Origin of the sequence: Streptomyces sp. NPDC048172 (genome assembly GCF_043202595.1) — a bacterium.
Classification (GTDB): domain Bacteria; phylum Actinomycetota; class Actinomycetes; order Streptomycetales; family Streptomycetaceae; genus Streptomyces.
In genome coordinates this window covers 557,861-570,426 of the sequence record NZ_JBIDAT010000004.1, presented here as the reverse complement: position 1 = coordinate 570,426, position 12,566 = coordinate 557,861, and the positions used below count along the sequence as shown (strand labels likewise).

The window sequence follows — 12,566 nt, the reverse complement described above, 5'->3', positions numbered from 1 at the left end:
ACCCTCTTCTCCCTTTTCGAGGAGAGGGTGCCCCTTGCTGTGCTTCGCGGGCTGCCGCCGCGTCGTGGCTTGTCGCGCAGTTCCCCGCGCCCCTTGACCGGGCAGGGGGTGCCCCTGCCTGTGCGTTGCGGGCCGCGCGTGCGTCGTGGCCGGTCGCGCAGTTCCCCGCGCCCCTGGCTCTTCCGCGAAGCTTGGGAGGTCTGCGCAAGGCGCAGGGCTGGCAAGCGCAGCCCCCCCATGCCGGGTGCGGCTCAGTCGGGGCTCACTCGGCGTACCCGGAAAGCCGTGCCCTCGGCTCCTTCGTAGGCGTGGCCCGTCATCTCGCACCAGGCCGGGATGTCGAGCTTGGCCGCCTCGTCGTCGGCCAGAACCGTGACCACCGTCCCGACCGGCACGGACTTGATCACTTTCGCCAGCTCGATCACGGGCAGCGGGCACAGCTTGCCCAGCGCGTCGATCGTGTGCCCCTCGGACACGGACACGGGCTCGACATGCGCCCGCACCCCCGCGACCGCGCCCGGCAGTGCGTCGAGGAAGCGCTCGACGTCCGCTTCCGGCGTGCCCGGCGGCAGGGAGACCCGGACGTTGCCCTCCGACAGCACTCCCATCGCGCGCAGCACATGGCTCGGGGTCAGGGTGCTGGACGTGCAGGAGGAGCCGGAGGAGACCGCGAAGCCCTCGGCGTCGAGGGCGTGCAGCAGGGCCTCGCCGTCCACGTAGAGGCAGGAGAAGGTGACGAGGTGCGGCAGGCCCCCGAGGGGGTCGGGGGTGCCGACCACCTCGACGTCCGGCACCAGCGCCGGAACCCGCGCGCGGATCCGGTCCACGAGCGCCCGCAGCCGCGCCGCCTCCGCGTCCGCCTCGGCGCGTACGGCCCGCAGCGAGGCCGCCGCGGCGACGATCGCGGGGATGTTCTCGAAGCCGGGCGACTGTCCGGACTCCCGCTCGTCGGCGGGGCCCCGTACGGCGAACCGGGTCCCCTTCCGTACGGCCAGCAGGCCGACGCCCGCCGGGCCGCCCCACTTGTGCGCGCTGGCGGCGAGCAGGGACCAGGGGCCCTCGACCGGGCCCCAGGGGAGGGACTGGGCGGCGTCCACCAGCAGCGGAACGCCCTCCTCCGCGCAGGCCGCGGCCGTTTCGGCGACCGGCTGGACGGTGCCGACCTCGTGGTTCGCGGACTGGAGGCAGGCGAGCGCGACACCCTCGCCGGGCGTGCGGAACTCCGCGAGCGCCGCCGCGTACTCCTCCGCGCTCGCGCGCCCCGTCCTGTCCACCGGCAGCTGCCGGACCGTGCCGCCCGCCCGCTCGTGGGCCTCGGCGGCGTGCAGCACGGAGGAGTGCTCGACGGCGGAGACGAGCAGCAGCCGCCCCGTACGGCGGCGTCCCGCGAGGGTCCCGGCGACGCCCGAGTGCACCGCGGCGGTACCCGATGGGGTGAAGATCAGCTCGTCCGGGCGGCAGCCGACGGCCTCCGCGGCCGTCTCCCGCGCCGCGTCGAGCAGCAGCCGCGCCCGCCGCCCCTCCCGGTGCGGGCGCCCGGGGTCGGCCCACCCCTCGTCGAGCGCGGCGAGCAGCGCCTGGCGTGCGACGGGGTGGAGGGGAAGGGACGAGGCGGCGTCGAAGTAGGGCACGGCAGCACGCTAGCGCCCGGCCCGGGACCGCAGCCTCCGGGCCGTCAGATGGCAGGTGGAGCGCGGCATTCCACCCCAATGGGGTGGCGCGCGGCGCGTTACGCCCCCTCCCCGCGCGACCCCAAATGGCGTCGGCTAGGGTTTGGTCCGCATAAACATCCAAACCCTGCCCGCGCCAGGGCGGCGCCCGACCACGTAAGAGGGCCGCGCCCGACGGCGCGGGCGAGACTCTCGGGAAGGCGCTACGTGAGTCCCAACGGCTCCGACCTCCCCCACGGGCGCCCTTCGGGCGCCGTGGGAGGCACCCCCACGTCGCGGCGCCCGATGCGGCGGAAGCTGCAGCAGGCGCTGGCGGCGGGCCTGGTCCTGGCGACCGCGTCCGGTTGCACATACAAGGACTTTCCCCGCCTCGGAATGCCCACCCCGGTAACGGACGAGGCGCCGCGGATCCTCTCCCTGTGGCAGGGCTCCTGGGCGGCCGCGCTCGCCGTGGGCGTGCTGGTCTGGGGCCTGATCCTGTGGAGCGTCATCTTCCACCGGCGGTCCAAGACCAAGGTGGAGGTCCCCGCGCAGACCCGGTACAACATGCCGATCGAGGCGTTGTACACCGTGGTCCCGATCATCATCATCTCGGTGCTCTTCTACTTCACCGCGCGCGATGAGACCAAGCTGCTGGAGACCTCGAAGAAGCCCGACCACGTCATCAACGTGGTGGGCTACCAGTGGAGCTGGGGCTTCAACTACATCGAGGACGTCGACGGCAAGGCGTCCACGGACAACACCGGGAAGAAGGAACTCGACGCCATTCCGGACCGGATGGCCGAGGGCTTCCCGAAGGGCGCCGACGGTGTGTACGAGGTCGGTACGCCGGGTGAGCGGAACCCGCAGAACAACAACCCGGGTCCGACGCTGTGGCTGCCCAAGGGCGAGAAGGTCCAGTTCATCCTGACCTCTCGCGATGTCATCCACTCGTTCTGGGTCGTGCCGTTCCTCATGAAGCAGGACGTCATCCCGGGCCACGTCAACCGCTTCGAGGTGACTCCGAACAAGGAGGGCACCTTCATGGGCAAGTGTGCCGAGCTGTGCGGCGTCGACCACTCCCGGATGCTCTTCAATGTGAAGGTCGTCTCCCCGGAGCGCTACCAGAAGCACCTGGAGGACCTGGCTAAGAAGGGCCAGAACGGCTACATCCCGGCTGGTACCGCCACCACGGGCGACGCCAAGAATGCGGAGACGAATAACCCGTGAGCATCCTCAACGAACCCCAGGGTGCCGCCGCAGCCACGGCCGAGGCAGCACCACCTCCTCAACGCCGTAAGCAGCCCGGCAACGTCGTGGTGTCGTGGCTGACGACCACGGACCACAAGACGATCGGCACCCTCTACCTCGCCACGTCGTTCGTGTTCTTCTGCATCGGCGGCGTCATGGCGCTCTTCATGCGCGCCGAGCTCGCCCGCCCCGGCATGCAGATCATGTCGAACGAGCAGTTCAACCAGGCGTTCACCATGCATGGCACGATCATGCTGCTGATGTTCGCCACGCCCCTCTTCGCGGGGTTCGCGAACTGGATCATGCCGCTCCAGATCGGCGCCCCCGATGTGGCGTTCCCGCGGCTGAACATGTTCGCGTACTGGCTGTACCTCTTCGGTTCGACCATCGCCGTCGGCGGCTTCCTCACCCCGAACGGCGCGGCCGACTTCGGCTGGTTCGCCTACTCGCCGCTCTCGGACGCGGTCCGCTCGCCGGGCGTCGGCGCCGACCTGTGGATCATGGGTCTGGCCCTCTCGGGCTTCGGCACCATCCTCGGTTCGGTCAACTTCATCACCACCATCATCTGCATGCGCGCCCCCGGCATGACGATGTTCCGGATGCCGATCTTCACGTGGAACGTGCTGCTGACCGGTCTCCTGGTGCTCCTCGCCTTCCCGGTGCTCGCCGCCGCGCTCTTCGCGCTGGAGGCCGACCGGAAATTCGGTGCCCATATCTTCGACTCGGCCAACGGCGGAGCCTTGTTGTGGCAGCACCTGTTCTGGTTCTTCGGGCATCCAGAGGTCTACATCATCGCGCTGCCGTTCTTCGGCATCGTCTCGGAGATCATCCCGGTCTTCAGCCGTAAGCCGATGTTCGGCTACATCGGCCTGATCGGCGCCACGATCTCCATCGCGGGCCTCTCGGTGACGGTCTGGGCGCACCACATGTACGTCACAGGTGGCGTGCTCTTGCCCTTCTTCTCGTTCATGACGTTCCTCATCGCCGTTCCAACGGGTGTGAAGTTCTTCAACTGGATCGGGACGATGTGGAAGGGCTCCTTGTCCTTCGAGACACCGATGCTATGGACGATCGGATTCCTGATCACCTTCACCTTCGGTGGTCTCACGGGCGTCATCCTGGCCTCGCCTCCGATGGACTTCCACGTTTCCGACTCGTACTTCGTCGTGGCCCACTTCCACTACGTCGTCTTCGGCACCGTGGTCTTCGCGATGTTCGCCGGATTCCATTTCTGGTGGCCCAAGTTCACCGGGAAAATGCTGGACGAGCGGCTCGGAAAGATCACTTTCTGGACCCTCTTCATCGGATTCCACGGCACCTTCCTCGTGCAGCACTGGCTGGGCGCCGAGGGCATGCCGCGCCGGTACGCCGACTACCTGGCGGCCGACGGCTTCACCGCGCTGAACACCATCTCGACCATCAGCTCGTTCCTGCTGGGCCTCTCGCTGCTGCCGTTCTTCTACAACGTCTGGAAGACGCACAAGTACGGCGAGAAGGTCGAGGTCGACGACCCCTGGGGCTACGGCCGTTCGCTCGAATGGGCGACGTCCTGCCCGCCGCCGCGGCACAACTTCCTCACGCTGCCGCGCATCCGGTCCGAATCCCCGGCCTTCGACCTGCACCACCCCGAGATCACCGCTCTTGAGCAGCTCGACGGGCACGGCGCGGACGACAAGGCGCTCGCCGGCAGCAAGGAGGCCGGGAAGTGAAGATCCAGGGCAAGATGTTCCTCTGGCTGGCCCTGTTCCTGCTGATCGTGGCCGTCACCTACGGCCTCTGGTCCAAGGAGCCGGTCGGCACCACGGGTCTGTTCCTCGCCTTCGGCCTGTCGATCATGATCGGCTACTACCTGGCGTTCACCGCGCGCCGCGTGGACACCGGGGCGCAGGACAACAAGGACGCCGATGTCGCAGACGACGCCGGTGAGCTGGGCTTCTTCAGCCCGCACAGCTGGCAGCCGCTCGTCCTCGGGCTCGGCGGCGCCTTCGCCTTCATGGGCGTCGCGCTCGGCTGGTGGCTCGTGTACGTCTCGGCGCCGCTGCTGCTGATCGGCCTCTTCGGCTGGGTGTTCGAGTACTACCACGGTGAGAACCGCACCCAGTAGGACGCGGAAGTGAGCGGAGAACCTCCGCGAAAGCAAGGGTCGGCCCCCGGACACTCCGGGGGCCGACCCATTTGTATGCGTCCAGCGGGCCCGAATTGACGATTCTTCATATTTTGGGGCCATGAGTGACAGGTCCAACAGAACCAGGCGCCGAGCGGTGCTGAGCTGCGCCACCATGCTGGCCCCCCTGACGGTCGGGCTGACGGCCTGCGGCGGCGACGACGCGGATCCGCTCTCCTCCGCGCCGTACGACGCCAGCGACGTCGTCGCCGTCAGCGCCGGTGACGACAGCCGCACCGTGGATCCCGACAAGCCCCTCGACATCACCGCGGACGGGGGCGAGGACACGCTCACCGACGTCCTCGCCACCGACGCCGCCGGCCGGGTGCTGCCCGGCGAACTCTCCGCCGACGGCCGCCGCTGGCGCAGCACGGCGCCCCTCGCTGCGGGCGTCCGCTACACCGTCCGGGTCAGCACGGAGAACGGCGACGGCGCCCCAGGACGCCGTACGACGCACTTCGAGACCAAGCCCTCGGACAAGCGCCTGAAGGTGACGCTGGGCCCCGACAGCGGCACGTACGGCGTGGGACAGCCCCTCACGGCGGAGCTCAGCCACCGGGTCAAGAACCCCAAGGAGCGCGAGATCGTCGAGCGCGCCCTCAAGGTCGACTCGAAGCCCCGCGTGGAGGGCGCCTGGCACTGGGTGGACGGCAAGGAGTTGCACTACCGCCCGCGCACCTACTGGCCCGCGCACGCCTCCATCACCGTCCGCTCGGCCCTCCAGGGCCTCAAGGTCCGCGAGGGGCTCTACGGCGGCCCCTCCAAGCCCGTGAAGATGCGTACGGGTGACCGCGTCGAAGCCCTCGCGGACGCCTCCTCGCTGACGATGAGCGTCAAGAGGAACGGCAAGACCGTCCAGTCGATGCCCATCACCACCGGCAAGGCGGGCTACCGCACCCGCAACGGCATCAAGGTGATCCTGGGCAAGGAGTCCTTCGTACGGATGACGAGCGCCAGCATCGGCGCCTCGGACTTCTACGACCTGCCGGTCTACTGGGCCACCCGGCTCACCAACAGCGGTGAGTACGTGCACGGCGCGCCCTGGTCCGTGGGCTCGCAGGGCGTCTCCAACGTCAGCCACGGCTGCACCGGCATGAGCAGCGGCAGCGCCCACCAGTTCTTCAACAGCGTCCGGCCGGGCGACATCGTCAAGCACGTCAACACGGACGGCGAGGACATGCCCACGTTCGGGAACGGTTTCGGGGACTGGAACATGCCCTGGAAGGAGTGGCGCGAGGGCAGCGCCCTGCAGAAGGGGAAGCGGGACGGCAGCAGCCCCGCCGACGCGGCGCGGCTGCGCCCGCAGGTGTGAAGCCCGCGCGTGTGAGCCCGCGGGTGTGAGATTTCCGTCGCCGCAGACGCCGTTGGGGCCCGTACGCGACTCGCGTACGGGCCCCAACGGGCGGTGGAAAGAGGGGCAGGGGTCAGGCGTCCGCCAGCTCGCTGCCGTGCCCGTCGCGCAGCAGGCCCGCCAGGGCGTCCGCGAGCGCGGTCGGGTCGACGGGGTGCGAGACGACGGCCTCGGCCCTGCTCCAGGTCGCCAGCCAGGCGTCCTGCGGCCTGCCGATGAGCAGCAGCACGGGCGGGCACTCGAAGATCTCGTCCTTGATCTGGCGGCAGACGCCCATGCCCCCGGCCGGGGTGGCCTCGCCGTCCAGCACGCAGACGTCCACGACGCGCTCCTCCAGGGTCCGCAGCAGCGCGGGGAGCGTCGCGCACTCGATGTACTCGACGGAGGGGGCGTCGACCGCGGGCCTGCGCCCCGCGGCGAGCCGCACCTGCTCGCGGGTGTTGGCGTCGTCGCTGTAGACCAGCACCGTGGCGGTCGGCTGCATTGTTCCTCCGCGTTCAGCTCGGGTGGAGCGCCGATGCTACTCCTTCGGACGCACCGTCAACACCGGTTCGCACGGGCCGATGCTGGGCCATTCGAGCAGGGCAGAGCGGCCGTAGGGGGACCTGACACACCGAACGGCACCCCCCGAAGTGAGGCCGGGATAAGCGACCGACATAATGTCGGTCGTGGCGACAGCAACAGCAGTAGAAACCGGGCACGCGCACCCGTCGGTCAACCGGCCGAACCTCACCAGCGTCGGAACCATCATTTGGCTGAGTTCCGAGCTGATGTTCTTCGCGGCCCTCTTCGCGATGTACTTCACCCTGCGATCGGTGACGGGCGCCGAGTACTGGAAGGAGCACGCCGATGCGTTGAATCTTCCCTTCTCGGCCACGAACACCACGATCCTGGTGCTCTCCTCCCTCACCTGCCAGCTCGGCGTGTTCGCTGCTGAGCGCGGTGACGTGAAGAAGCTCAGGTCGTGGTTCATCGTCACCTTCGTCATGGGTGCGATCTTTATCGGCGGCCAGGTCTTCGAGTACACGGAGCTGGTCAAGGAGGGGACCTCGCTCTCCTCCGGCCCGTACGGATCGGTGTTCTACCTGACCACCGGTTTCCACGGGATGCACGTGACGGGTGGCCTGATCGCGTTCCTGTTCGTCCTCGGGCGGACGTACGCGGCCAAGCGGTTCACTCATCACCAGGCCACCGCAGCCATCGTCGTGTCCTACTACTGGCACTTCGTCGATGTCGTCTGGATCGGCCTCTTCGCCACGATCTACCTGATCAAGTAGTCGATCGGGGCGCGGCCCGGGTTCCGGCCCGGACCGAACAGACGGACACAGAAGCATCGACGCAGAAGATCCTGACACCGGGGTAATCCGTGAAAAAGCTCTCCGCACGACGGCGCCATCCGCTGGCGGCGCTCGTCGTTCTACTCTTCGCGCTGGCGGCCACCGGGGGGCTGTACACCGCGTTCGCTCCTGCGGGTGAGGCCAAGGCCGACAAGAAGTCGAGCCAGTCCCTCGCCATCGAGGAGGGCAAGAAGCTCTACGCCACCGGCTGCTCCAGCTGCCACGGGACCGGCGGCCAGGGCACCAGCGACGGGCCGAGTCTCGTCGGGGTCGGCGCCGCGGCCGTGGACTTCCAGGTCGGAACGGGCCGGATGCCGCTGCAGCAGCAGGGCGCCCAGGCTCCGAAGAAGAAGAAGATCTACAGCCAGGACGAGACCAACCAGCTCGCGGCCTACGTCGCGTCCCTGGGTGCCGGTCCGAACCAGCCGACCAAGGAGCAGTACGACCCGAACGGCGCCGATGTCGCCAAGGGCGGCGAGCTCTTCCGCAACAACTGCGCCCAGTGCCACAACTTCACCGGCGAGGGCGGAGCGCTGACGCACGGCAAGTTCGCACCCGATCTGGGCGACGTCTCGGAGAAGCACATCTACGAGGCCATGCAGACGGGCCCGCAGAACATGCCGGTCTTCACCGACGGGGCGATGCCTCCGAAGGCCAAGAAGGATATCGTCGCCTACCTGAAGACGGTGAACAGCGACAAGTCGGACAGCCCGGGCGGCTTCAAGCTCGGCGGCTTCGGCCCGGTCGCGGAGGGGATGTTCGCCTGGATCTTCGGCCTCGGCGCCCTGATCGCCGTCGCCGTTTGGGTCGCAGCCCGGACCGCAAAGGCCAAGAAGTCATGAGCCAGACTGGATCACACGAGAACGTGTCAGACGAGAACCTGCCCAGTGAGCAGGCAGAAGCTCACGGCGCGGTGGAGAAGGCGGGCGACCCGTTCGCCGACCCCGGACTGCCGCCGCACGAGCACCGCATCCAGGACATCGACGAGCGGGCGGCCAAGCGCTCCGAGCGCACCGTCGCCCTGATGTTCACGGTGTCCATGCTGGCCACGGTCGCGTTCATCGCGTCGTACGTGGCCTTCCCGATCGACAAGATCGTCTACGTGTGGCCGCTGGGCCGGGTCAGCATCCTGAACCTGTCGCTGGGCCTGACCCTGGGTATCGCCCTCTTCTTCATCGGCGCCGGCGCGGTCCACTGGGCCCGCACGCTGATGTCGGACGAGGAGATGGTCGACGAGCGGCACACCGTCGCCGCCGACCCCGAGACCGAGGCCAAGGTCAAGGCGGACTTCCTCCAGGGCGCGAAGGAGTCGGGCTTCGGCCGCCGCAAGCTCATCCGCAACACGATGTTCGGTGCGGTGGCGCTGGTGCCGCTCTCCGGCGTCGTCCTGCTGCGCGACCTGGGCCCGATGCCGGGCGACAAGCTCACCCACACGCTGTGGCGCAAGGGCAAGCTGCTCGTCAACGAGAACACCAACGAGCCGCTGCGTCCCGAGGACGTCTCCGTCGGCTCGCTGACGTTCGCCCGGCCCGAGGGCCTGGAGCACGACAACGAGGAATTCAACAACGAGATCGCCAAGGCCGCCCTGATGATCGTCAGGCTTGAGCCCGGCGACATCAAGGACAAGAAGGAACTCGACTGGTCCCACGAGGGCATCGTCGCGTACTCGAAGATCTGTACGCACGTCGGCTGCCCCGTGAGCCTCTACGAGCAGCAGACGCACCACGTGCTCTGCCCGTGCCACCAGTCGACCTTCGACCTGTCCGACGGCGCGCGAGTCATCTTCGGCCCCGCGGGTCACCCCCTGCCGCAGCTCAAGATCAGCGTCAACAAGGACGGCTATCTCGAGGCGCTGGGCGACTTCGAAGAGCCCGTCGGCCCGGCCTACTGGGAGCGGAAGCGATGAGCACGGCAACCGACACCGCCCCGAGCGGCGAGAAGAAGAAGGCGCCCGCCGGCGAGCGGGTCGCCGACTGGGCAGACGGCCGCCTGGGGATCTACTCCCTGGCCAAGGCCAACATGCGCAAGATCTTCCCGGACCACTGGTCCTTCATGCTGGGTGAGGTCGCGCTCTACAGCTTCATCATCATCATCCTGACGGGTGTCTACCTGACACTGTTCTTCCACCCGTCGATGAACGAGATCGAGTACCACGGCTCCTACGTCCCGATGCAGGGCGTGCGGATGTCCGAGGCGTACGCCTCGACGCTGGACATCAGCTTCGACGTGCGCGGCGGTCTGCTGGTCCGGCAGATCCACCACTGGGCGGCGCTGATCTTCCTCGCCGCAATGATGGTGCACATGTTCCGCGTCTTCTTCACGGGCGCGTTCCGCAAGCCGCGCGAGGTCAACTGGCTGTTCGGCTTCCTGCTGCTGATCCTCGGCATGTTCACCGGTCTGACCGGCTACTCGCTCCCGGACGACCTGCTGTCCGGCACCGGTGTCCGGTTCATGGACGGCGCGATCCTGTCGGTGCCGATCGTCGGCACGTACATCTCGATGTTCCTGTTCGGCGGCGAGTTCCCCGGGCACGACATGGTGGCGCGGTTCTTCTCGGTGCACGTGCTGCTGCTGCCGGGACTCATGCTGGGCCTGCTGGTGGCCCACCTGATCCTGGTCTTCTACCACAAGCACACGCAGTTCGCGGGCCCCGGCCGGACGAACAAGAACGTGGTCGGCATGCCGCTGCTGCCGGTCTACATGGCCAAGGCGGGAGGCTTCTTCTTCCTCGTCTTCGGCGTCATCGCGGTCATCGCGGCCTGCTTCACCATCAACCCCGTCTGGGCGGTCGGTCCCTACCGGCCCGACCAGGTGTCCACCAACGCGCAGCCCGACTGGTACATGGGCTTCCCCGAGGGACTGGTGCGGGCGATGCCTGGCTGGGAGATCAGCGTCTGGGGCGGCCATACGCTCGCCCTCGGCGTGATGATCCCGGTGGTCATCCTGATGCCGCTGGTGCTCACCGCCATCGCGGTGTACCCCTTCATCGAGTCCTGGGTCACCGGCGACAAGCGCGAGCACCACATCGCGCAGCGCCCGCGGAACGCGCCGACGCGTACGGCGTTCGGTGTGGCCTGGATCAGCTGGTACTTCGTCATGCTGATCGGCGGCGGCAACGACCTGTGGGCGACGCACTTCCACCTGTCGATCAACGCGGTCACCTGGTTCGTGCGCATCGGGTTCTTCGTGGTCCCGGTGCTCGCCTTCATCGCGACCAAGCGGATCTGCCTCGGCCTGCAGCGCCGGGACAAGGAGAAGGTGCTGCACGGGCGCGAGTCCGGCATCATCAAGCGCCTGCCGCACGGTGAGTTCATCGAGGTCCACGAGCCGCTCAGCCAGGAGCAGCTGCACACCCTCACCGCGCACGACCAGTACGAGCCGGTCGAGATCGGTGCGGAGACCGACGAGAACGGTGTCGAGCGGAAGGTCACGCCCGGCGAGAAGCTGCGGGCGAAGCTCTCCAAGGGCATGTACGGCGAGGAGAGCCAGATCCCGAAGCCGACCGCCGACGAGTACAAGGAGATCACCAGCGGTCACGGCCACCACTGAGGTCCGCGTCCGCGCACGCTGTCACGCCACCTGAGAGGGGCTCCCGGGACTCGTCCCGGGAGCCCCTCTCGGCCTGTGGACAGGTGGGGATGGGGCCGCCCGCGGCCGATAGGGTGGGAGCCCCCTTTCTACGTATCCCGCCAGGAGTGATCCCCATGAGCGCTGCTACCCCCGCCGGAGGCGACACCATGGCGGCGCACACCTGGCCGGACGTCCTGGGCACCCTGGTGGCGGGCGAGGACCTCTCCGCCGACGCGACGGCGTGGGCCATGGACCGGATCATGCAGGGCGAGGCCAGCGACGCGCAGATCGCGGGCTTCGCGGTGGCCCTGCGGGCCAAGGGCGAGACCGTCGAGGAGATCTCCGGCCTCGTCGAGGCGATGTACGGGCACGCGCGGACGATCGAGGTGCCCGGCCCCTCCGTCGACATCGTCGGCACGGGCGGCGACCGGGCCAAGACGGTCAACATCTCGACGATGTCCTCGATCGTCGTCGCGGGCACCGGCGTCAAGGTCGTCAAGCACGGCAACCGGGCCGCGAGCAGCGCCAGCGGCGCCTCCGACGTGCTGGAGAAGCTCGGGGTCAACCTGGAGCTGTCACCCGAGCGGGTCGCCGAGGTCGCGGGCGAGGCGGGCATCACCTTCTGCTTCGCCGTGAAGTTCCACCCCGCGCTGCGGCACGTGGGCACCGCGCGCAAGGAGCTGGGGATCCCCACCCCGTTCAACTTCCTGGGCCCGCTCACCAACCCGGCCCGGGTGCGCGCGCAGGCGACCGGCGTCGCGGACGCCCGGATGGCGCCGATCATCGCCGGGGTGCTGGCCGCGCGCGGCTCCTCCGCGCTGGTCTTCCGGGGCGACGACGGGCTGGACGAGCTGACCACGACGGCCACGTCCACGGTGTGGGTCGTACGGGACGGCGCGGTGCGCGAGGAGTCCTTCGACCCGCGCGACGTGGGCATCGAACTGGTCCCGGTCGAGGCACTGCGGGGCGCCGACGCCGCGTACAACGCGGATGTGGCCCGGCGACTGCTCGGTGGGGAGACCGGGCCCGTACGGGACGCGGTGCTGCTCAACTCCGCCGCGGCGCTGGTCGCTCTGGAGCCGGACTCCGCTCCGCTGGCCCAGCGGATCGGGGCCGGGATGGAGCGGGCCGCGGAGTCGATCGACTCGGGCGCGGCCCGGGACGCCCTGGAGCGTTGGGTGGCGGCTTCGGCCAAGGGCTGAGCAGGGGCTGCCCCTGCCTGTGCGTTGCAGGCTGCCCCGCCG

11 protein-coding genes are annotated in these 12,566 nt (G+C 68.8%); 9 read left to right on the top strand and 2 right to left on the bottom strand.

What is annotated here, in order from left to right:
- Nucleotides 1-251: 251 nt before the first annotated feature.
- Complete coding sequence (locus tag ACGF3A_RS20330) at nucleotides 252-1,631, bottom strand: cysteine desulfurase/sulfurtransferase TusA family protein (protein WP_393731603.1); 1,380 nt, start codon at nucleotides 1,629-1,631, stop codon at nucleotides 252-254.
- A 246-nt stretch (nucleotides 1,632-1,877) separates the two neighbouring features.
- Here ACGF3A_RS20330 and coxB point away from each other — a divergent pair, with 246 nt between their 5' ends.
- From coxB to ACGF3A_RS20310, 4 genes are all read left to right on the top strand, one after another.
- Complete coding sequence (gene coxB / locus ACGF3A_RS20325; RefSeq protein WP_393731602.1) at nucleotides 1,878-2,879, top strand: cytochrome c oxidase subunit II; 1,002 nt, start codon at nucleotides 1,878-1,880, stop codon at nucleotides 2,877-2,879.
- Nucleotides 2,876-4,609, top strand: a complete 1,734-nt coding sequence (ctaD, locus tag ACGF3A_RS20320; protein WP_393731601.1) for a cytochrome c oxidase subunit I — start codon at nucleotides 2,876-2,878, stop codon at nucleotides 4,607-4,609. Before coxB ends, ctaD begins: the two co-directional genes overlap by 4 nt.
- Nucleotides 4,606-5,004: a cytochrome c oxidase subunit 4 gene (locus ACGF3A_RS20315; protein WP_393731600.1), complete on the top strand. Its 399-nt coding sequence runs from the start codon at nucleotides 4,606-4,608 to the stop codon at nucleotides 5,002-5,004. Before ctaD ends, ACGF3A_RS20315 begins: the two co-directional genes overlap by 4 nt.
- A gap of 121 nt (nucleotides 5,005-5,125) precedes the next feature.
- A complete protein-coding gene (locus ACGF3A_RS20310; protein ID WP_393731599.1) occupies nucleotides 5,126-6,376 on the top strand; it encodes an Ig-like domain-containing protein in 1,251 nt (416 codons plus the stop codon).
- 112 nt (nucleotides 6,377-6,488) lie between these two features.
- Here the strand turns inward: ACGF3A_RS20310 and ACGF3A_RS20305 are convergent, their stop codons facing one another.
- On the bottom strand, nucleotides 6,489-6,899 hold the full coding sequence (locus tag ACGF3A_RS20305) for a hypothetical protein (protein ID WP_393731598.1): 411 nt from the start codon (nucleotides 6,897-6,899) through the stop codon (nucleotides 6,489-6,491).
- Nucleotides 6,900-7,074: 175 nt separating this feature from the next.
- Here ACGF3A_RS20305 and ACGF3A_RS20300 point away from each other — a divergent pair, with 175 nt between their 5' ends.
- From ACGF3A_RS20300 to trpD, 5 genes are all read left to right on the top strand, one after another.
- Nucleotides 7,075-7,692 (top strand): heme-copper oxidase subunit III, encoded by a 618-nt coding sequence (locus ACGF3A_RS20300; RefSeq protein ID WP_393731597.1) that lies wholly within the window; start codon nucleotides 7,075-7,077, stop codon nucleotides 7,690-7,692.
- Between the two features lie 89 nt (nucleotides 7,693-7,781).
- A complete protein-coding gene (locus tag ACGF3A_RS20295; RefSeq protein WP_393731596.1) occupies nucleotides 7,782-8,594 on the top strand; it encodes a c-type cytochrome in 813 nt (270 codons plus the stop codon).
- Nucleotides 8,591-9,658: a Rieske 2Fe-2S domain-containing protein gene (locus ACGF3A_RS20290; RefSeq protein WP_393731595.1), complete on the top strand. Its 1,068-nt coding sequence runs from the start codon at nucleotides 8,591-8,593 to the stop codon at nucleotides 9,656-9,658. The genes ACGF3A_RS20295 and ACGF3A_RS20290 overlap by 4 nt, the downstream gene beginning before the upstream one ends.
- Nucleotides 9,655-11,301 (top strand): cytochrome bc complex cytochrome b subunit, encoded by a 1,647-nt coding sequence (locus ACGF3A_RS20285; protein WP_393731594.1) that lies wholly within the window; start codon nucleotides 9,655-9,657, stop codon nucleotides 11,299-11,301. Before ACGF3A_RS20290 ends, ACGF3A_RS20285 begins: the two co-directional genes overlap by 4 nt.
- Nucleotides 11,302-11,456: 155 nt before the next feature.
- On the top strand, nucleotides 11,457-12,524 hold the full coding sequence (trpD, locus tag ACGF3A_RS20280) for an anthranilate phosphoribosyltransferase (RefSeq protein ID WP_393731593.1): 1,068 nt from the start codon (nucleotides 11,457-11,459) through the stop codon (nucleotides 12,522-12,524).
- Nucleotides 12,525-12,566 lie beyond the last annotated feature (42 nt).